General features: G+C 63.3%; 17 protein-coding genes. 10 read left to right on the top strand and 7 right to left on the bottom strand.

Features of this window, described 5'->3' with window-relative positions:
• Window positions 1–7: 7 nt before the first annotated feature.
• The gene (locus VMH34_03615; protein ID HTT07860.1) at window positions 8–3,781 is read right to left on the bottom strand and encodes a DUF1631 family protein; all 3,774 of its coding nucleotides are present in this window, start codon (window positions 3,779–3,781) and stop codon (window positions 8–10) included.
• Window positions 3,782–3,840: 59 nt separating this feature from the next.
• The gene (locus VMH34_03610; protein ID HTT07859.1) at window positions 3,841–8,154 is read right to left on the bottom strand and encodes a DEAD/DEAH box helicase; all 4,314 of its coding nucleotides are present in this window, start codon (window positions 8,152–8,154) and stop codon (window positions 3,841–3,843) included.
• Window positions 8,155–8,274: 120 nt separating this feature from the next.
• Here VMH34_03610 and pap point away from each other — a divergent pair, with 120 nt between their 5' ends.
• From pap to tsaA, 4 genes are read left to right on the top strand one after another with little or no spacing between them, the layout of a single operon-like run.
• Complete coding sequence (gene pap / locus VMH34_03605) at window positions 8,275–9,786, top strand: polyphosphate:AMP phosphotransferase (GenBank protein HTT07858.1); 1,512 nt, start codon at window positions 8,275–8,277, stop codon at window positions 9,784–9,786.
• 9 nt (window positions 9,787–9,795) lie between these two features.
• Window positions 9,796–10,653 (top strand): DUF2167 domain-containing protein, encoded by an 858-nt coding sequence (locus VMH34_03600; protein ID HTT07857.1) that lies wholly within the window; start codon window positions 9,796–9,798, stop codon window positions 10,651–10,653.
• A 7-nt stretch (window positions 10,654–10,660) separates the two neighbouring features.
• Window positions 10,661–11,374 carry a site-2 protease family protein gene (locus tag VMH34_03595; GenBank protein ID HTT07856.1) on the top strand — a complete coding sequence of 238 codons (714 nt, stop codon included), beginning with the start codon at window positions 10,661–10,663 and terminating at the stop codon, window positions 11,372–11,374.
• Complete coding sequence (gene tsaA / locus VMH34_03590; GenBank protein HTT07855.1) at window positions 11,361–11,834, top strand: tRNA (N6-threonylcarbamoyladenosine(37)-N6)-methyltransferase TrmO; 474 nt, start codon at window positions 11,361–11,363, stop codon at window positions 11,832–11,834. The genes VMH34_03595 and tsaA overlap by 14 nt, the downstream gene beginning before the upstream one ends.
• A 16-nt stretch (window positions 11,835–11,850) precedes the next feature.
• Here the strand turns inward: tsaA and VMH34_03585 are convergent, their stop codons facing one another.
• From VMH34_03585 to VMH34_03575, 3 genes are read right to left on the bottom strand one after another with little or no spacing between them, the layout of a single operon-like run.
• On the bottom strand, window positions 11,851–12,738 hold the full coding sequence (locus VMH34_03585) for a hypothetical protein (protein HTT07854.1): 888 nt from the start codon (window positions 12,736–12,738) through the stop codon (window positions 11,851–11,853).
• The gene (locus VMH34_03580) at window positions 12,735–13,352 is read right to left on the bottom strand and encodes an RNA polymerase sigma factor (GenBank protein ID HTT07853.1); all 618 of its coding nucleotides are present in this window, start codon (window positions 13,350–13,352) and stop codon (window positions 12,735–12,737) included. Before VMH34_03580 ends, VMH34_03585 begins: the two co-directional genes overlap by 4 nt.
• Before the next feature lie 35 nt (window positions 13,353–13,387).
• Window positions 13,388–14,194, bottom strand: coding sequence for a hypothetical protein (locus VMH34_03575; protein HTT07852.1), 807 nt, complete (start codon window positions 14,192–14,194; stop codon window positions 13,388–13,390).
• 159 nt (window positions 14,195–14,353) lie between these two features.
• Here VMH34_03575 and VMH34_03570 point away from each other — a divergent pair, with 159 nt between their 5' ends.
• On the top strand, window positions 14,354–14,962 hold the full coding sequence (locus VMH34_03570) for an invasion associated locus B family protein (GenBank protein ID HTT07851.1): 609 nt from the start codon (window positions 14,354–14,356) through the stop codon (window positions 14,960–14,962).
• Here the strand turns inward: VMH34_03570 and VMH34_03565 are convergent.
• The gene (locus VMH34_03565) at window positions 14,889–15,395 is read right to left on the bottom strand and encodes a DUF192 domain-containing protein (GenBank protein HTT07850.1); all 507 of its coding nucleotides are present in this window, start codon (window positions 15,393–15,395) and stop codon (window positions 14,889–14,891) included. The two genes, VMH34_03570 and VMH34_03565, sit on opposite strands and share 74 nt — an antisense overlap.
• 122 nt (window positions 15,396–15,517) lie before the next feature.
• On the opposite strand from VMH34_03565, the gene VMH34_03560 reads away from it, so the two are divergent.
• The 5 genes from VMH34_03560 (at window position 15,518) to VMH34_03540 (ending at window position 19,819) form a co-directional block, all read left to right on the top strand.
• A complete protein-coding gene (locus VMH34_03560; protein HTT07849.1) occupies window positions 15,518–16,063 on the top strand; it encodes an SRPBCC family protein in 546 nt (181 codons plus the stop codon).
• Window positions 16,014–17,084, top strand: coding sequence for a YncE family protein (locus VMH34_03555; protein ID HTT07848.1), 1,071 nt, complete (start codon window positions 16,014–16,016; stop codon window positions 17,082–17,084). Before VMH34_03560 ends, VMH34_03555 begins: the two co-directional genes overlap by 50 nt.
• Window positions 17,085–17,099: 15 nt before the next feature.
• On the top strand, window positions 17,100–18,311 hold the full coding sequence (locus VMH34_03550; GenBank protein HTT07847.1) for a DNA polymerase: 1,212 nt from the start codon (window positions 17,100–17,102) through the stop codon (window positions 18,309–18,311).
• 21 nt (window positions 18,312–18,332) lie between these two features.
• Window positions 18,333–19,100: a class I SAM-dependent methyltransferase gene (locus VMH34_03545; GenBank protein ID HTT07846.1), complete on the top strand. Its 768-nt coding sequence runs from the start codon at window positions 18,333–18,335 to the stop codon at window positions 19,098–19,100.
• Between the two features lie 92 nt (window positions 19,101–19,192).
• Window positions 19,193–19,819: a class I SAM-dependent methyltransferase gene (locus VMH34_03540; protein HTT07845.1), complete on the top strand. Its 627-nt coding sequence runs from the start codon at window positions 19,193–19,195 to the stop codon at window positions 19,817–19,819.
• An 80-nt stretch (window positions 19,820–19,899) separates the two neighbouring features.
• On the opposite strand, the gene VMH34_03535 is transcribed toward VMH34_03540, so the two are convergent.
• On the bottom strand, window positions 19,900–21,054 hold the full coding sequence (locus VMH34_03535; protein ID HTT07844.1) for a peptidoglycan-binding domain-containing protein: 1,155 nt from the start codon (window positions 21,052–21,054) through the stop codon (window positions 19,900–19,902).
• Window positions 21,055–21,214 lie beyond the last annotated feature (160 nt).

The raw sequence follows: 21,214 nt of genomic DNA, 5'->3' as shown, positions 1-21,214 counted from the left end.
CTTGTGATTACAGGGGTTGCAGTGCCGCCACCGCCGTGCCCTGCACATATTCCACGCCCAGTTCGCGCAGCAGGGCGAGCGCGGCCGGCTTGTCCACTGGGTCGGCGATGACGGGTATGCCGACAAAATGCGCCATCTCCACGGTCGAGCGCACCAGCGCGGCATCGGCGCGATCGTTGATGATGTCGCGGCTCCCCAGATCGCCGATCTTGAGCAGCTCGATTTGCAGGTCCTTGGCATTGGCGAAGGACGATCGCCCGCTGCCAAAATCCCCGAAGATGAAATGACAGCCGAATTCACGCAGGGCCCGCACCAGTTCATCGGCCTCCGAACGCTGGCCCAGCTCCGTGGTGCGGGCCAGTTCAAAACACAGCCGCCCCGGTGGCACCGCGCTTTCCATCAGAATGTTGGTGATATGGGACGTCATCTCGGGATCGTGCAACGAGGCCGGCGACAACCGCAGGATGATCCAGCCCTGACTGGGCATGCTCTCAATGTTGGACGCCGCCCAATTCAGGGCGGCGCGTATCAGCCAGCGATCCAGTTCGTGATCGGATTTGGATTGTTCGGCCGCCCGCCGCAACGCCGCCGGCTCCACCTGAATGCCGGCATCCAGTTTGAGTGTGGCGAGCAGTTCCAGATGCTCGGGCAGGCGCGCATCCGGGCGCTGCGGCACCACTCGCATCGCTGCCAACTGCAATTTGTCATCCGCCAGCGCCTTGGTGAGCTGCTCCGCGAGCAATTCGCGCGACCTGGCCGCGGCCTGATCGGCATCCTCCGCATGCACGATGCGGGTCACGCCGCCCGTCTGCAAGGCGAATTCCAGCGCCTTGTCGGCGGCCTGCCATATGCAGTCAACTGTGTGGACATCGGACCCGAAGAGGGCCATGCCGGCGCTGACCGTCAATTTGTTTTCCTTCCACGGTTTTTCGGACAGGGCGGCGCGCAAACGCTCGACCATCTCATAACCCTGTCCCTGGGAAACGTCCATCAACAACACGCCGAGCCGATCCTCACCCGCCCGGCCGAGACGCGCTTCCGCGCCGGCCTGCGCCCGCAGGCGCGCCGCCAGTTCCGCGATCAATTCAGTTTTATTCGTCGACGCGGCATTGGGGGGCGGCGACGCGGTAAGGATGGCCAGCGCATGGCTGATGTTGTCATGCTGCGCCGCTTGCAGCGCCTTTTCAATTTCATGATGGAAGGTTTTTTCATTCAGCAATTGCGTCTGCGAATCCGAATTGACGCGCTGGCCCAGCTGCTCGTGCAACTTCTGCATGGAGGCAAACATGCCGCGCTCGACGGCGGGCAGGGCGTCCTGTTGCAACACCTTGGCGGAACCGCGTCGCAATTGCATGGCCAGCTCCTGTATGCCCAGGTTGGCCACCCTCCGGCCGAGCGTGTCGGACAACACGAAACTACTCTGATCCTCGCCGACCCAGGCCAGACCCACCCGCTGCTTTTGCGATCCGCTGATGAGCTCCAGCCGATCGCCCACCTTGAGCCGTTTGGCGCGATTCAGCCACTCCATCCATTCGCCGCTCAAACTGACCTGGGGTTTCGACGGTTCCCCCGCCGCCTTGCGGCGCGCCCTGATCACCTGCTGCTGTTCCTCGCTGGCCTTGATCAGCTCAGCGATGTTGGCTTCGTACTTTTGCTTCTGCTCCTGGATGATGGCGTCCAGTTCGGACGCCACTTCGGCAAAGGCGGCGGGATGCTGGCGGCCGGTGCGGGTGAGAAGCTTGACGATGTCGTCCAGACGCTGGCGCACCGGATCGTTGGGATCCTTGCTGATACCGGACACCGACGTGATTTTATTCAACACCAGACGGGCTGGATGTTCCGGATTCTCGAAGAAGGAGGGATCGGAGAGTGCGATCTGATTCACCGGGGTGCGCAGGCGGCGAAGCAACGGCTTGACGTCATCGTTGACCCGCGGGTCATTGATCATGGCATTGAAGATTTCGACCACCAGTTGCAGGGCGTCCCAATCGTGATCGCTCAACTGTTTGGGTGTCTTGCTCCGGGATTGCGCCGCCACCGCGGCACCGAGAAGCTGGCGGTAATCCGCCGGCAGCAAGCCATCGGATCGCTCCAGGCTCGCGGGGTTGACCGATTCCAGGGCGTTCTGCAATTCCTGCAGCGTCGCCGTCATCTCGGCGGCCGGCGCGCCTGACAGCGGTATCGTCGATTCCATGCCGGCGGCCGGCGCGCCCGACAGCGGCGCTGCAGGCGCCTGAAATTGCCGTTGCAGATCCAGCAGATTTTGCGCCACGCGGAAACTTCCAGGCTTCGGCGGCACATAGCCGGCCGGGACCACTCCAAGCGGCGGCGTCGCCACGCCGCCCCACGGTGCCGGGGGCGCGCCCGACGGCGCGGCCGCTGGTGATGGCGCCGCCACACCCGGCCATTGTCCCCCGGGTGACGGAGGCGCTGCTCCCCCGGGCCACTGGCCTCCGGGCATTGCTCCGCTTGGCCACTGACCGGCAGGCGACGGTGTTGCCATACCCGGCCATTGCCCTCCCGGCGGCGGTGACACGGCCCCGCCAGGCCACTGGCCGCCAGTCGCGGGCATGGCGGCTGTGCCGCCTATTCCCTCCGGCATCGGAGTCGCGTGATCTGGAGAGGGCGCGGACGGCGCAGGTGCGGGCGCGGCGGCGGACGCTCCCGGCCGCGCGCGGGTGTGAACGATCTTGGGTTTGGGCTTCGCGGCCTGCGGCAACCCCACGCCCTGGCGCTTCAACCCAGCGTTGATCGACTCGTAAAATGCGTTGAGATCGGCGATGACCGTCTCCTGCAGGGCTTGCAGGACAAAACGCATCGGATTTCCCTCGATGCCCGCCATGGCAACGGCGTCGCTGAAGGCCCGGGTCACGGCGCGGGGGCCGATGGGATTGTTGACCATGTCTATGGTCAGCCCGTAGATCTGCGACAATCGCAGCTCCAGTTCATTGAGCTTGGCCTTGTAGAGGGTCTCGGCCTTGTCGATGGCCTCGTTCACAGTCAGGAATTCCTCGAATTCGCGCGACTCGACGAGGGACAGTTCGACGCCGGAATATGTCGACTCTTTTTTACCGGCGCCCGCCGACGGTTTGGTCTGGCCCGTGCCGACGTTGTCCAGCTGTTCGTTGAGCGTCTTCTGCACCTCCTCTTCAATCGTCTGACGCTTCGATTTGATGAGGCCGCTGGTGTCCCAATACAGGCGCTGATCGGCGGCGACGGTGGATTCACGGGAGGCAACGAAAAGTGTTTCCTCCGCCTTCTTGAAGAACGTGGTGAACCAGCGGTTGCATTCGCGGTTCAAGGTGTCCTGCACCAGTTTCCGGAGGCGCGCGCGATCCACCGCCGGCATGGCGGCAACGGCCGGCGACGCCTTCTGGTCGTCGGCTCGCGTCGCCGGTTGCCCCGTGCGCGCGGCGTGCATCAGGGCATCGATGGAATCAGGATGCGGGTTGATCAATTGCACGCCGATGCCCGTGGGCAACACCCGCTCCACCTTGGCCGCCATGTCGAAGGTCAGGTCGCGGGTCCCCACCTTGAGGAAGAAATGCACCTGCACCGTCTCGCCGGCCGTGATCGGTTGCTGCGAAGAGAAGGCCACGTTGCCGCCGGTGGACTCAAAGGAAATGAACATGCCGACCGCGCAGAAATCGCGGATGGTGCACACCCTGGATTCGAAGCCGCGGCCGGTCAGCAGGGCGCTGATGTTGACCGCGTAGCGCGGATGGGCCCGATGTTCAATGCCACCGCCCGTCGTTGTTTTTTGTGTGGGTGCCGCAGCCATAAGCCGCTTATAATAACCTTTCAATACAGCCATGAACAAAAACCGCCGGGCGCGGGTGGTCAATAAATCCTTGGGCGCGGATGCCTCCCCCGCGTACGTTCAGAGGCGGGCGCCAGCGGTCCGGCAAGCCGGTCGCGGATCTGCCAGGTTTTCCGCGCCTCGACCTCAACATAATATTGAACTTCACCCCCCTTGAGGCTGGCGATCGGCATGCCGTCCTCATACAACATGCGATGCGCCGTCACCGCCGGCACGCGCGGTCCGGGTGTGAGCAGACCGACCAAATTCAGCGGGTCAGCGGCCGAAAGCACCACCCACCGATCCATTTCCGCAGCGGCCGGCACGGCATGCCGCAATTCGGCCACCGCTTCGTTCAGGGCGAATTGCTCGCCGGCGAAACCGGCGATGAAACGCCCGCCTCGAATTTCGCCGCGCGCTTCCAGACGCCGCAAACAGTCGAGCAACAGACGCCAGGGCGGCAGTTCCGGTTCCCGCTCGCACAATCGCCGGAACACCACGCCGTAACGCCCCAGCATGGTGCGCGCCACCATTTCCGTGGCATCCGGCGTGAGCGCGTCCGCGGTCACGGGCGGGAGCGCCACCCAGCGCCCGCTGTGCGTCCAACCTTCAGCGCGGCGGCGGCGACGCCGTTCGCCACGGCGCGCGAGTGAGCGGAGCGAACCGAAGCTGTCGGCCGTCACCCGGCCCGCGGCAATCAATTCCACCAGCGCCTCCTCGACCTGTGCGGCGAGAAGACCGGCGGCGTCGATCAGATCATCGGTGAACGCGGCGCCCTGCCCGCGCAATGCATCCAACACCCGCGCCGCATTGGCCGACAATTTCGTGGAACCGGCGGGCGACGCGTGGGCATAAACGCCGCGCCACAAGGACATCAGGCGGCGGCTGAAGAACGCCACCGGTATCACCTGCACCGCCGTGGCGGCAGACGGCGACGCCGGCACCGGACGCGCCCAGCCGTACCGGCCGGACAGGCCCAGTTCGTCCACCATGCCGGGATGATAATCACGGACGCGGACCGGCAGTATGGCCTGCTCCCACGCCCCCGCCGGAGCGATGAAACCCTCCAATTGTCCCAACACGGCGGCCAGCGCCCGCACGCCCTCCCGCCGGCCTTCCGGATCGACGTGCTGCCAGCGGAACAGGAATCGCAGATAGCTGCTGGCGCTGACCGGCGCGATTTGCGCGCGCAGTTGCTCGACAGTGTAACGATGAATGCGCGCCAGCAGCCGTCGTTCGCACCATTCCTCGTCCGCTGCCCCGGGCGTGAAACGGCCGCGCATGATGAACCCCTCCGCCTCCAATTGCGCAAGCGCCGTGGCGATGGCGGCGGCCGGCAAGCCTAGGGGCGCCGCCAGTTGCATCGCGGTCACCGGCCCCAGCGCCTGCAATCGATCGCGGAGCACGGCCGGAAGCCCCGTCTCCGGCGTCCAGGATTCACGCGTGTAGTCCGCGGGCACCGTCATATCGTGTTTCAACGCGGGAAAAAGCGCGGCAAAACGCGGCAGGCGCTCCACCGCGATCCACAGCGGCGCGCCGCCGTGTCCTTCCATCCGCCACGCGCGTCGCGCGTCGCGCAATTCCTTCAGCAGCGGGCCGCCATCGGACAATTCCGGCTCTGCCAGAAACCCGTAACTCAACAGCGCGTCATGCAACTCATCCGCGCTGGAAAAATCCGGCCACGCCTCGGCGCGCACGCGCGCGATGGCCTCGGGATCGAGCTGCGATAAATCGGAGGCCGATCGCGGGTCGAACCAGCGCCGGCTGATGACCGCCTGCGTGCGGCGCTCCTCCAGCGGCGCGTCGTCGAGAAAGGCGTACGGCCGCGCGTTCAAAATCTCCGCCGCCAGCGGCGACGGCGTGGTGAGATCGCGCGCCAGCCCCGCCACCGCGCCCCGTTCCATGTTCTTGAGCAATCGTTCCAGGCCGTCGATGTCCATCGCCTCGGTCAGGCAATCGCGCAGCGTCTGTGCGACCAGGGGATGATCGGGAATCTGGCGGCGGCCGGCGACGTTTTCGAGGCAGGCCAGTTGATCCGGGAACACGACGGCGGACAAATCCTCCGCCAGCATGCGCTGCAAACGCGGCGGGACCTTGCTGCCGCCGCGGAAACGCGGGATCGCCAGCGCCACCGCCGCCACCCACCGCCAGCGCGCATTGAACAGCGGCGCGTCCAGCACCGCCTGCGTCAGGACGTCGTGCACCGAGGCGGAATTCAGGTAACGCCAGACGTCTTCCAGCGGGAAGCTGTGTGTTTCGCCGAGCGACAGCACGATCGCGTCCTCGGTCGCCGCCGCCTGCAGTTCGAAATTGAACTGGCGGCAAAAACATTTGCGCAGGCTCAAACCCCAGGCGCGGTTGAGGCGGCCGCCGTAAGGCGCGTGCAACACCAGTTGCATGCCGCCGGACTCATCAAAGAACCGTTCAAGGATGGGCTGCTCGCGCGTGGGCAGCGCGCCCAGCGCCCGCCAGGCGCACCACAGATAATCGACGGCCTGCCGCGCCGCCGGCTCGCCGACACCGGTCTGCGCCATCAACCCTGTGGCCGCCGACGCGCAGATTTGCGCGACGTCGCCGCCCGCGGCGGCAAACTGCCGCGCCAGACTGGCGCGCAGGCGCGAGACCGCCAGCGACAATTCCGCCGTGCGCGCCGGCGCCTCGCCGATCCAGAACGGAATGGTCGGCGGCTGGCCGTGTGCGTTTTCCACGCGCACCACGCCGGGCTCGACGCGCTGGATGCGCCAGGAGGTGTTGCCGAGCTGGAAGATGTCGCCCGCCATGCTTTCGACGGCGAAGTCCTCGTTGACGGTGCCGACGAAAACATCCTGTGGCTGCTCGCGCACCTCGTAGTCGGCGTTGTCGGGAATGGCGCCGCCGCAGGTCACCGCCGTCAGTTTCGCGCCGCGGCGGGCCCGCAGCACGCCGTTGACGGCGTCGCGGTGCAGATAGGCCGACATGCGTCCGCGCCGCGCGCTGATGCCCTCCGCCAGCATGCGCACCACCGCGTCGAAATCATCGCGATTGAGGTTGCGGTAAGGCCAGGCCCGGCGCGCCAGCCCGTACAATGCCTGTTCATCCCATTCGCGCATCGCCACGGTGGCGACGATCTGTTGTGCCAGCACGTCCAGCGGCGCCTCCAGCAGCCGCAATGCGTCGAGTTCGCCACGCCGCACCGCATCGAGCAGCGCGATGCCCTCCACCAGCTCATCACGGCTCAACGGAAACAGCCGTGCCTTCGGCGTGCCATGCACGGCATGGCCGGCGCGGCCGGCGCGTTGCAGGAAGGTACTGATGGATCGCGTCGTGCCGATCTGGCATACCAGATCGACCTGTCCGATATCGATGCCGAGTTCGAGCGAGGCCGTCGCCACCAGCACGCGCAGCTTGCCGTCCTTCAGCCGTTGTTCGGCGCTGAAACGCTGCTCGCGCGAAAGCGAGCCGTGATGGGCCGTCACCGCCTCCTCGCCCAATCGTTCGCTCAAATGCCGGGCCAGCCGCTCGGCCAGCCGCCGGGTGTTGACGAATACCAGCGTGCTTCGATGTTCGCGTACGAGTTCCGTCAATCGATCGTAGGTTTCATTCCATACCTCGCCGGACATCACGGCCTCGAGCGGCGCGCGCGGCATTTCGATGGCGAGGTCGCGCTGCCGGCGGTGACCAAGGTCAATCACCGCGCACGGCAGCGGCGCGCCGCGATCATCGGCGCCGGTCAGGAATGCCGCCGCTGCTTCGATGGGGCGTTGCGTCGCGGACAGGCCGATGCGCACCGGCGGTTCTGCTGTCAGCGCCGCCAGCCGCTCCAGGCTCAGGCTCAGGTGGGCGCCGCGCTTGCTGCCGATGATGGCGTGGATTTCATCGACGATGACGGTCTTCACGCTCTCCAATAATTTACTGCCGCTGTCACTGGTCAGCAGCAGATAGAGGGATTCAGGCGTGGTGACGATGATGTGCGGCGGATGGCGCTTCATCAGCGCGCGGCTGGCGGCGGGCGTGTCGCCGGTGCGCACGAAGGTGCGGACGTCGACGTCCGAAAGCCCGCTCTGCAGGAGTTCGTCGCGGATGCCGGCCAGCGGCGCCATGAGGTTGCGCTGCACGTCATTGCTGAGCGCGCGCAACGGCGAGACGTACACCACCTGCGGTTTATCCTCCAATCCAGCGTCCAATCCCTGACGCACCAGATCGTCGATGGCGCACAGGAACGCCGCCAGCGTCTTGCCGGAGCCGGTCGGCGCCGCGATCAGGGCGTGGCGCCGGCTGCGGATCGCCGGCCAGGCCTGCTGCTGGCAGTCGGTGGCCGCACTGAAAGTGCGTTCGAACCAGCCGGCGACAGCGGGATGGAATGGGCTCAGCGGCATGGGGGACCAGGATGGGTGGCGAAGACGCATTGTAGCGCTGCGCCGGTTGATATGGATCAAATCCATACATTGACAAGGGCGGGCCTTCATGAGCAACTAATATCAGGACGTATCCTGCTCATGGGGCGGGACAAGGAGGCGGGCATGTTTGAAACAGCGGAGGTCGGACAAAAGGTCAGCAAGGCGGAGTTCGCCAAGGCCGAACCCCAGTTGCGGGCGCGGCTGCTGGAGGCGCAGCGGCAGTTGCGCGAGGCCAAATTCCCGGTCATCGTGATCGTGTCCGGCGTGGAAGCGGCCGGTAAAAGCGAAGTGGTCAACCGGCTGTGCGAATGGCTGGACGCCCGCGGCATCCGCTCGGTGGCGTTCTGGGACGAAAGCGACGAGGAACGCGAGCGGCCGCGGCACTGGCGCTTCTGGCGCAGGCTGCCGCCGGCAGGCACCATCGGCATACTCTTCGGCAGCTGGTACACCAATCCCATCGTCCAGCGCGCGTTCCGTGAGTCTGGTCGCACCGCCTATCATGCCGAACTGACGCAGATCACGATGCTGGAACGCACCCTGACGGACGGCGGCGCCCTGCTGGTCAAGCTCTGGTTTCACATTTCGAAGAAGGAGCAGGCCCGGCGACTGGAAAAAACCCTGCGCAAACAAAAACGAAAACTGACGCCCTGGGAAAAACGCTTTAATAAAATGTACAACCGTTTTGCCAAGGTCTCCGAAGAGGCCATACGGGCGACGGATACCGGCAACGCGCCGTGGCACATCGTGGATGCAAAGGACGCGCGGCACCGCGATCTGATCACCGGTCAATTGCTGCTGAAAACAATCGAGCAAAAATTGTCGGCGCGTGCCGCCAAGACCAAGGCAGAGAAACCGGAGTCGGAGAAGGCCGAGCGGCCGGCGCACGGCCGCCGCACCATACTGGACACGGTGAACGCCTCGGCCAGGCTCACGGTCGAGCAGTATGAGCGCGAGCTGGCCGAGTTGCAGAGCCGGTTGAACAAACTTACATGGAAGGCCTGGCAGAAGAAACGTTCGAGCGTGGCGTTGTTCGAGGGCTGGGATGCCGCCGGCAAGGGCGGCGCCATCCGCCGTGTCGCCGCGTCCACGGACGCGCGCCTCATCCAGGTGATTCCGGTCGCGGCGCCCACCGACGAAGAACGGGCACAACATTACCTGTGGCGATTCTGGCGGCACCTGCCGCGCGCCGGCTACATGACCATCTACGACCGTTCCTGGTACGGGCGGGTGCTGGTCGAGCGCGTGGAGGGATTCGCCACTCCCGAGGAATGGGGGCGCGCCTTTGGTGAGATCAACGCCTTTGAAGAGCAGTTGAGCGAACACGGCATTTGCCTGGCGAAATTCTGGCTGCATATCACTCCCGAGGAGCAGTTGCGGCGATTCGAGGAACGCCAGCGTCTGGCCCACAAGCGCCACAAAATCACCGAGGAGGACTGGCGCAACCGCAAGCAGTGGGGCGCCTATGAAGAGGCGGTGGACGAGATGGTGGCGCGCACCAGCACCGCCAACGCGCCATGGACCCTGGTCGCCGCCAATGACAAGCGCCACGGCCGCGTCACGGTGCTGCGCACCCTGTGCGAAGCGCTTGAAAAGAATCTGGACAAAAACTGACCCGACTTCATGCGCGCATACGCCGGCGTCGCCGTTTTATTGTGTGCGGTCCTCTGGCCATTGACGGGCGCGGCGGACACTGCGCCGCCCGCTGCCGGGACAGAACTGCACTGGAAGTCCGGGCCGTTGTCGATCCCGCTGGCCGATCAGGCCGTCCTGGATCTGCCGGCGGGCTTTGTTTTTCTCGACGCCGATCAGACCAAGCGGGCGCTGCGCAGCGCCGGACACAAGGAGGTCGATGGCGTGCTCGGACTCATCTCCGAAAATCCCGACGCCGACTGGAGCGTGTTCCTGGAATACAACGACAGCGGCTACGTGAAGGACGACGACGCCAGGAACTGGGACGCCGACGCCATGCTCAAGGCCATGCAGCAGGGAACGGAGGAGGTCAACGAGCGACGCAAGGAGAAAAACCTGCCGCCGCTCCTGGTCACGGGATGGGCGGAGAAACCGCACTACGATTCCGCCAGCAACAAGGTGCTGTGGGCCGTCACCGGCAGGAGCGCGGATCACGAATTCGTCAACTTCAACACGTTGAGCCTCGGCCGGCACGGCTACATCAGCATGAACCTCGTCACCGGCCTTCAGGAGCTGCCGCAGCGCAAGCCGTATGTCGAAACCCTGCTCAAGCAATTGCGTTTTGTCGAGGGCAAACGCTACGCCGACTTCAACAGCGCCACCGACAAGGTTGCCGCCGTGGGCCTGGCCGCCTTGGTCGCCGGCGTCGCCGCCAAGACCGGGCTGCTCGGCAAGCTGGCCGGCCTGCTCGGCCCGTTGCTGATCCTGCTCAAAAAACTGGGGGTCGTGATCGCCGCGGCGGTGATCGCCCTCTACCGCACCCTGACCGGCAAGAAGAAACCTTCTTGAAACCGCCATGAAGGCCCTATTCCTGCTGTTGAAGGTACTCAAGCTCGGCCCGGTGCTGACGACGAGCGGCACCATGTTGCTGTCGATGTTGACCTATTCTTTTCTGTTTGGATGGCGCTACTCGGTCGGTTTCGTGCTGCTGATCTTTTTCCACGAGATGGGGCACTTCCTCGCCGCGCGGCAGCGCGGGCTCAAGGTCGGTGCGCCGACCTTCATCCCCTTCGTCGGCGCGTGGATCCAGATGAAGGAGATACCCCACGACGTGGAGACCGAGGCCTATGTCGGCATCGCCGGGCCGGTCGCCGGCACCATCGCCTCGGTGTTGTGTTACGCGCTGGCGCGCGAGCAGCAAAGCGGTCTGTTGATGGCGCTCGCTTACGCCGGGTTCATGATCAACCTGTTCAATCTCATCCCGCTGTCGCCGATGGACGGCGGCCGCATCACCGCGATACTGTCGCCCAAGATCTGGTGGCTGGGCGCGCCAATCCTGCTTGGACTGTTTTTGGTGAATCCCAGCCCCATGCTGATCCTGATCGCCATCCTGGCCCTGCCGCAGCTGCTCAGCACCCTGCGTGGCGGGAGCACCATGCCGGCGCACTATTACGCCGTGCCGGTGGAGACACGCATCCACTACGGTCTTTGGTATCTGGGGCTGACGGCCTACCTCGCCATCATGACTCACGATGTGCATCAAATAATGACCGGCAATGTCCAGACCTGAATCTCCACCGGCCCCGATCACCCTGCGACCCATCGGTTACGTACACACCGGCGCAGCTGAAAATGAAATCCACCGGCAACGCCGCACGCTGGAGTCGGAAATCATCATCGACGAGGACTTTGCGCCGGCGCTGGAGGGCATAGAGGCGTGGTCGCACCTGTTCGTTTTGTTTTACATGCACAAGGTCGACGACCACGCACGGATGAAACTGCAAACGCATCCGCGCGGGCGTGAAGACATTCCCCTGCAAGGCGTATTCACCGCCCGCGGCCGCGACCGACCCAATCCGATTGGTCTCGCAGTTGTGGAGCTGCTTTCACGCGAGGGTGCCCGGCTCAAGGTGCGCCGGTTGGACGCCTATGACGGCACGCCGGTGCTCGACATCAAACCGTATGACACCGATGATGTCTTCAACGATCTGCGTCTGCCGGCCTGGTGGACGCAGTTGAAGGGCCGCTGACAGATTCAGAACACTTTCACTTCAAATCGGCGGGCAACGCATAGTCCGGATAAACCTTCCTGAATTGGATGAGGCCTGCCTCCGCTTCTGAAAGTTTCCCCGCCTTGCGCAGTTCCCGAATGTGCTCCAGCCACAATTCAGGCGTCTTGAACACCACGGGTTCTTCCGATGACGAAGTCTGCGGCCGCGCCACTGCCCGTGGCGCGGCCAGGGATGAGGCGGGGGGCGGCGATGCCAGCCGCTCCATTTCCATCTTCGCGGATTCGCTCGCCGGCGCCGCCCGATCTTCCGTCTTCATTTTCGCGGATTCTTCCATCGGCAGGGTTTCCTCCATCCCCTGTTTCACCGTCGGCGCATTAAATTCCTTGAACAACTCCTGCCGCGGTTGCTGCGCCGGCTGCGCATCCTTCGACGGCGACTGGTCGCGCAAGGGCTGCGCCAGCGAACCGGCGGCATTTTGCGGAGGCGCCGCCGGAACCGTTACGACTGTTTTTTTCTCTTCTTGCAGGCGCGGCGCCTTGCCATCCAGCCGATTTTTCCGATCATCCATCCCGGCGGCAGGTGCAATTTGTTCAGCGGCACGTCTGGCTTCAACAGCCTGCGGCGCGACGTTGCTGGTCGCAACAGGCGGCTGATGCACCTGTTCGGCCAGCCGCAGGATGACGGTGGCGCTTAAAACGACGATCGCGGCGGTCGCCAGGGGAATTGGCCATCGCATTGGTTTCTTGCGCACCGGCAGCGGCGCGGGCCCGGCACGCACCGCGCGCCGGGCGGCGGCAAGTATGCGCGCGTCCAGTTCGGTGGAGGGCGTCTCGGTGGAGGCTGCGTCATAGTGCTGCGACAGCGCCGATCCGCCGCGCAGATGATTTTCCAGTTCCTGATCCTTGTCGTGGGCGTCGCTCATGGGCAATCATCCATCCCCGCCTTCAGTTTGGCGATGGCGTAACGCAACCGGCTCTTCGCGGTCTCGCGGTTGACGCCGGTGGCGGCGGCGATCTCATCGATGCCGAGGCCGCCTTCCTCGTGCAGCAGGAATGCCTCTCGTTGCGCCATCGGCAGGCCTTCGACCAGCGCAATGAACCGCGCCAGTTGTTCCTGCGCCAGCAACCGCCGCTCCGGTTGTTCCGATGAGGGGGCCTCAGGTTCCTGCAAATTGTCCTCCTCTTCCTCTTCCGGCACGTCGAAGCTGATGGCCACCACGCCTTTCTGGCGGCGGTAATGATCCGTCAACCGGTTGCGCGCCAGCGTGTACAGCCAGGTCGTGAATTTCGCCCGCACGCGGTAGCGGCCGCGCGCGTTGATGAGATTCAACCAGATGTCCTGGAACAGCTCCTCCGCCAGCGTTTGATCGCGCAACTGCCGCAGCAGGTAGCGGTACACGCCGCCCTTGTGACGCTCATAGAGCGCATCGAAGGCTGCCGCCTCTCCGGCGGCATAACGCAACATCAAATCCTCGTCGGCGGCGACCTCCGCTTCCACATCCGCCAGTGTAGCGGAGGCCGCCGCATTTGTGCGCAAACTTTATTTTCCTGCCCGCCCAACTCCGCCACGGTTCACGGATCCGGCACGAAATTGCCGGGGAACGGCCGGATCGCCAGCGGCTGATACGGGATCACGCCCTGCGCCACCAGATTGTTGTAGCTGTCGTAATAAATGGAGATGATCTCGGCCGGCGTTTCCGTGGCGCGCTCGAAGTCGGTGTACGTGACATACGAGTATTCACTGCGGCCGTGGCCGGTGCCGAGCCGGCTTTCGCTGCGCATGGCCTTGCGATCGAGTCCGTCATCGCGCAATGCCGCGGCCGGTGCCTGTTTGGCCAGCGCGCCGGCGGCAGCCTCGTTGGCGGCATCCTTGCTTTCGTGGGAATTGCTCCCGTCTTCGCGGCCGAATGCCGGATACGGCACCGGCTGCGGTTCGTCCTTGCGGCGGAACACCGCCACGCCGATGACGCCGACGTTGTCCGGCCGGTCGGTGCGCGCCGCGTAGGAATCCGGCAGGCGGGTGAAGTAGAATGCGGCGGTGCGATCCTGGCTCTTGCGCCAGCCGGCGATTTCCGCGGCCACGCTCGTGTTCAGCACGTACCCGGTCTGACCCCAGCCGGCGGTCTCGCCGGTGACGGCATTGACGCCATCGACCGAGATCACCGTCAACACGTCGCCCCCGCTCTGGTTGCGGAGGTTGATTTGATACTCATTGCCCGGCCTGCCGACGACGTAATAACGTCCATTGTGCTCGTAAACCGGCAGCGTCCGGTGTTCCCTGCGATCATAAACGGTGACATCGGTGAGCGAACCGATCGCGTGCGCCTGCGACGTCAGCCCCGCCATCAATACCGCCAAAGTGACTGCGTTCATGTTCATGACAAACTCCTTTCGATAAGGTGAATGTCCCCTTATAAACGCCGTCGATATCCAAAAGGGTTAAGTCAGGCGCATGTTGATGCAGACTGGCCTTGCTGCTAGGCTGCCGCCCATCCGAAACCACCCGTACTTCTATCCGCCAACATCATGGACATTTCAATGCAGCAACAAAAAAACCGCATGCAGGGACTGACTCTGGCGCTCATGCTGTGCCTGATTTTCGCAACGACGGCGGTCCGGGCGGAAACCAAGGCCAATAAAACCGAGGACAAGGCCGGCGTCGCCAGTCCCACCGCCGAAGCCAAGACTTATGACAACTGGACCTACCGCTGCGAGCTGGCCCAGCAAAACGATCAGAAGAAGGATGCGGCGGCCGGCCGGGGCGACAAGAAACAGTGCGCCATTGTCCAGAACCTGGTGCTGAAACAGGGGGGGCAGACCGTCATGCGCGTGGTCGTCGGGCTGGCGCCGGAGCAGAACCAGCCTTTCGCGCTTTTCACGCTGCCGCTCGGCGTGATCCTGCCACCCGGCGTGGCGTTGAAAATCGATGAGGCCGATCCGCTGGAATTCCCCTACGAGATCTGCCAGCCCGACGGCTGCAAGGCTGTACTCAAGTTGGACGACGCCACCATCGACAAGCTCAAAAAAGGCGGCAAGGCGGAAGTCTCCTTCCACGGCGCCGGACGCCGGGAGGTCAAGGTGCCGTTGTCGCTGAAGGGATTCGGTACCGCGTTTGCAGCGCTGACGTCGTCGACCACCAGGCCTTGAGGGTGCTCTTGTCGATCTGATCCCCGGCACGGATGCCGAGCCGCCGGCAGACACCGGCGTTGATCTCCAGCACCGCCCGCACCGGCTCCCCGGATGGGATCAGCGCCGTCGATTCAGGCGTCATCGCCTCCATGACGCGGACGATGCGGCCACTTTCATCGATAAACAGCATGTCCAGCGACAATAACGTACCGTACATCCACATCGACACCGGCCGGACCTGCTCGAAAATAAACAACATGCCGGCGTTACCGGACAGCGTGCGGCGCGACATGAGCCCCTGATGGCGTTCATCCGGTGTATCGGCGATTTCGACCTGGAATTCGATGTGCTGGCCGGAGGCCGTTTCCATCACCAGCGCGGCGTGTTCCGGCGGCTGCGCCCATGCCACGGGGGCAAGCAGCGCCGCAATGAGAACTCCACGGAACCCCATGGGTAATGACGACTCCAACCGGTGGTGGTCAATTATTTGTGCTGTGAGTAACATTATGCGCCCTGCGCGGCCCATAAACGCGCCGCCTGACAACTTTTAATAATTACTGAATGGAGAGAGTCATGTCCAAGATTTTGAAATCCCTCGCTGTCGTCCTGCTGCTCACCCCCGCCCTGGCGCTGGCCCACGGCCCCTCGCGCCTCAAAGTGGAAAAATCCGTCGAAGTCAATGTTCCGCCCGCCAAGGCCTGGGCACTACTCAAGGACTTCTGCGCCATCGAAAAGTGGCACCCGGCGGTCGCCAAATGCACCGGTAATGGCGGAAACGAAATCGGCGCTACGCGCCAGTTGCGCTTGAACGATCCCAACACCGGCCCGACCATCGACGAAAAACTGCTGAAGTACGATGACGCCAAGATGTCGTACAAGTACATGATCACCAAGGTCGATCCCGCCGTGGTACCGGTCTCCAACTATGCCTCCGAGATCCATGTTGAGGATGACGGCAAGGGCGGCTCGAAGATCACGTGGAAGGGCGGCTTCTACCGCGTCGACCAAACCAACAACCCCAAGAAGGGTCAAGATGATGAGGCGGCGACCGGCGCCATCAATGGCATCTATGACGGCGGCCTGGCCAAAATTAAAACCCTGCTTGAAGGCGGGAAGTAATCTCAATATCGGACAGAAAACAGACCCGCTCTATCGCAAGGTGGGGCGGGTTTTTTTATTCGGGAGAGCCATGATCCATCCCAAGGCGGCGGTTCTGACGGCATGCCTGTTGTCGTCACATTGCCTTGCCTCGCCATTCGCGTACGTCACCAATCAGGGCGACAACACCGTCTCCGTCGTCGATCTGGCGCGGAACAAATCCATCGCCACCATCACGGTCGGTGAAAAACCGGCGGGCGTGGCCGTGGCGGCGGACAACAGCCGCGCGTACGTCACCAACCCGGTCGGCAGGAGCGTGTCCGTCATCGACCCCGCAATACAGAAAGTCATCGCGACGATTCCCGTGGGCAGCGGACCACTCGGTATCGCCCTGCATCCCAGCGGCAATCCACTGCTGGTCGCCGATTGGTATGACGACAAGATATTTGTCATCGACACCGCCAGGCTCGCCGTTATCAAAACTTTCCCGACCGGCAAATCACCTTCCGGCATCGCCTTCGACAGCAAGGGCACCCGCGTTTACGTCACCAATCGCGATGACAACAACCTCGCCGTGTTCGACACCAAAAACTACAAGCAGCTTGCACTGATCGCGACCGGCAAGGCGCCGTTTGGCGTCACCGTCTCGCCGGACGACAAAACGCTCTACACCGCCAACGTGCAGAACAACAGCGTCAGCATCATTGACGCCGCAACGCTCAAGGTCACCGCCACCGTCGGCGTGCAGGAATTCCCCTACGCCAGCGCGGTTGATCCGGCGCATCAGCGGCTGTTCGTCACCAACCAGCATGTCGACACGGTGTCGGTGATCGATTTGAAAACGAATCATGTCATCAAGACCCTCGACGTCAGCGGCTATCCGGAAGGCATCATGCTGGAGCCGGGTGGCAAACGCATCGCCGTCGCCAACTGGTTTGGCGATCAACTGGACATGATCGACACCGAAACGCTTGAAATCGCGCGAAGTATAAAAACAGGAAACGGCAGCCGGGCCTTCGGCCTTTTCATAGCGCCAAGATAGCAGTAAGTTGTCCATGTGAACGTACTGTTCCTCGATTTCAATTCCTACTTCGCCTCGGTGGAACAGGCCCTGCGGCCGGAACTGCGCGACCGCCCGGTGGCCGTCGTGCCGGTGATGGCCGACACCACCTTCTGCATCGCTGCCAGCTACGAGGCCAAGGCCTATGGCGTCAAGACCGGCACGCGCGTCGGCGACGCCAAACGGCTGTGCCCCGATCTGCAACTGGTGCTGGCCCGTCATGAGCATTATGTGGAGCATCACTACCTGCTGATCGACGCCGTTGAGCGCTGCGCGCCGGTCGCCGAGGTGATGTCCATCGACGAGATGTGGTGCGAGCTCACCGGCAGTTGGCGCGAACGCGCGACCGCCGAGGCGTTGGCCAAGCGCATCAAGCAGAGCATCGCCAAGGAGGTGAGTCCCTATCTCAAGTGCTCCATCGGCATCGGCCCCAACGTGTTCATTGCCAAGACCGCCAGCGACATGCAGAAACCCGACGGCCTGACGGTCATCGAACCCGACACCCTCCCCCAGGCCCTGCACAGTCTGGAACTGCGCGATCTCTATGGCATCGGACTGCGCATGGAGGCACGGCTGCGCAAGTACGGCCTCACCAGCGTCGAGATTTTATGCAACGCGAGCAAGGAGAAACTTCGCAATGTCTGGGGCGGCGTCGAGGGCGAACGTTTCTGGCGGCAGTTGCGCGGCGAGCGCGTGGAGCGCCAGGCCCACGCCGGTCAGGCGACGCTCGGCCATTCGCATGTCCTGCCGCCGGATCTGCGCAACGACAAGGACGCCAGCGCCGTGTTGCACCGGCTCACGCAGAAAGCGGCGATGCGATTGCGCAAACAGGGCTACTACGCCGCCGGCATGTCGCTGGGCTTGAGTTATTCCGACGGCCGGCACTGGCACACGGAAATGCGCATCGGCGAGACGCAGGACACGCTGGAATTAATTCATGCGCTCAACACGCTCTGGGATCAACGACCGCGCATACGCACCAAGCCCATGCGCGTGGGCGTGACGCTGCTGAATCTGGTGGACGCGGCCCATCACACGCCCGGATTGTTCGACGAGGAACCCAAACGCGCGGCGCTCACCGCCAGCCTCGACAAACTCAACTTGCGCTACGGCAAGAACACCGTTTATTTCGGTGGTGCGCACCGCGCCTTGCGCGAGGCGCCGATGCGCATCGCCTTTACCCGCATCCCCGATCCAAAAACCGAATAGAAGATTCCAGGAGTCCGGGACGTGGAGACGAGGCAATTCTATGATGATCTCGCTCCATACTACGATCTGATCTTCGAGAACTGGGATGCGAGCATGTCGCGTCAGGGCGCCGTGCTGGAACATCTGATCCAGAGTGAACTCGGTGCTGAGGGCAGTGGGGCGCCGCCGCGTATCCTTGATGCCGCCTGTGGCATCGGGACCCAAGCGTTGCCCCTTGCACTCCGAGGGTTTCGGGTCACGGCCAGGGATCTCTCGCCGGGCGCTATCGCCCGGCTCCGGCGAGAAGCCGAAGTACGAGAAGTCGTAATCGATGCCGATGTGGCCGATATGAGATTCGTGGCCGCGAATGTTTCAGGGCCGTTTGACGTGGTACTGGCATTCGACAACTCCATTCCACACCTCACCAGCGATTCAGATATCAGCGTCGCGCTGCGGGAGTTCAGAAAGATTCTCCGTCCGGGCGGATTGTGCCTGCTCTCGGTTCGCGACTACGACACGGTACCGCGCGGCGTGACGACGATGCACCCTTATGGTGAACACCGCCGTGGAAATGAAGTCTTTCGATTGCGGCAGGAATGGACTTGGGAGGGATCGATGCACTATCAGATTGCGTTTATCGTGGAAAAGCTTGGCTCCAACGGACCTGAAACTCTAATGCGAACAGTGACGCGCTACTATGCGCTTTCGATCCAGCGGCTACTCGAGCTGATGACGGGTGTCGGGTTCACCGGCTGCCGTCGACTTGATGAGACCATATATCAGCCCATCGTAATTGGACATGTAGTCTGATCAGCGATTGAAACTGGAATATTAAAGGTCTAGTACCATTTAATAGAGCGCGCGGCCTATATCATTCACCGAAGAGGCATGATGGATTGCGCATGAAACTCCATCCGCACGATCTGGACAAAATCACTGCCGTGACGCTGGGACATTACGATCAGCGCGCGGAGGACTTCCGCGACGGCACGCGCGACCACGATGTGAGCCAGAACATCGACGCGCTGTTGCGCCATATCGAAGACGAACCGCCCTTCACGATTCTCGATCTTGGCTGCGGGCCGGGGCGCGACCTCAGGAGTTTTGCCGGACTCGGCCACGTTGCAGTCGGGCTGGATGGCGCCCCGCGCTTCGCCGCCATGGCGCGCGCCGACACCGGGTGCGAGGTGTGGCAGCAGGACTTCCTCAAGCTGGATCTACCGGATGGGCATTTTCATGGCGTGTTCGCCAACGCCGCGCTGTTTCATGTCCCGTGCCAGGAGTTGCCGCGAGTGCTGCGGCAATTGCATGCCGCGCTGAAGCCCGGCGGCGTGCTGTTCAGCTCCAACCCCCGCGGCAACAATGAGGAAGGCTGGAACGGCGGGCGCTACGGCGCTTACCATGATCTTGAGGCGTGGCGCCGCTGGATGTCGGATGCGGAATTCATCGAGCTTGAGCACTATTACCGGCCCGCCGGATTGCCGCGCGAGCAGCAGCCGTGGCTGGCGAGCGTGTGGCGGAGATTATGAAACTGAGGTGATGAGTTCGCGGATTTCGACGCAGAAAGGCGCGCCGGCGAACTGACGTAAGTACTGCGCGAAGGTACTGCTTAGTGCGGATTGATGCCGAGCGCGGTGAGTGTATCGAGGTTGAGATAGGTTCCGTAGTCGATCGGCAGATTCTTGTCCTTTTGGTAGGCGTAGATTGCCGTAAACGTCCGGGTGCTGAGCACGCCGTCAATCTTGCCTGGATTGTAGCCCGCCTCTTTCAACGCCTTTTGGATATCCATCACCTTTTCCGGCGTGGCGTCGGCGCGGCAGAGGATCGAGCGCCACTCGGTGCGGCCCTCGCTGACGCGCTTGATGCGCGTCACCGTCTGGTACTCCGCCGGCACATCAACCTTCACTTCCTTCGCGGGGCTCACTTCCTTGGTGACGATGACCTTCTTGTATTCCGGCGGCACATCCACCTCGCGCGTGGTTGGCGGGGTTTTCATCACGGTTTTGGTCACGGTGGTGTATTCGGCGGGCACCGGCACCTCACGGGTGGTCTCCGGCTTCTTCACCACCAGTTTGGTGACTGTCTGATAAACGGGCGGCACCTCCACCAGACAACGGACGTCCGTATCGTCGCCAGTGGACTTGCTCTTGCCGCCGGTGGGGGGACACTGTTGCCAATTGGTAGAACCGGCGCGCACCAACACTTGTTCCTTCACTTCGTCATACTCCGCCGGCACGACTTCCATGCGGCTTGTGGCGGGGCGTACCAGCACTTGTTCCGTCTGGGTCTCGTATTCCGCCGGGACGACCTCGATGCGTTTGGAGGCCTCCTTCACCAGCACGTTTTCCTCCACGTTTTGGTAAACGGCGGGAACGACCTCGACTTTTTGATAGGCCTCGTGCTTCAGCACCTGTTCCTGCACAGTCGTAACTTCAGGTGGTACGTTCACACGGGCATAGCATTCGCCGGGCTTGGCCGTGGGCGGCGGGGCGTCGGATTCCGGCATGGCCGCAGCGCCCGCATCGGCCTCGGCAGCTGGCTCGCTGGCGGTTGGCGCTTCAGGCTTGGCGGCTTCGGCAGCGGGAGACGGCGATGCCGGGGTTTCTGCGGCCGGGGGAGGCAGCGCCGGTGATTCACTGACGGGAGGAAATATCTGGGTTTCGGCGGGACTGGGGGCCTTTGACCCGGCGGTGCCGGATTCCCCTTCGGCGAACACGGCCAGACTCAATATACTGATGGCGGCAAGTGCGGTTTGGCGTAGCAATTTTCTTGAACGGGAGCCCCTACTCGTCATGTGGTTTGCCTGTTTCGGTAAGAAATAGCCGAAACACTCCCCTATCCGCTCGATTTTGGTTGATTATGGCGACGCAAGCCAGTGTTCGCCCGCGTCTTGACTCACCCTAACGGGCAATTCTTATGGAACT

It is taken from the genome of Gammaproteobacteria bacterium (assembly GCA_035501935.1).
In the GTDB taxonomy this organism is placed as follows: domain Bacteria; phylum Pseudomonadota; class Gammaproteobacteria; order JAJPIJ01; family JAJPIJ01; genus JAJPIJ01.
The sequence above is the reverse complement of the archived record's forward strand: the minus strand, read 5'-3'. Positions and strand labels throughout refer to the sequence as shown.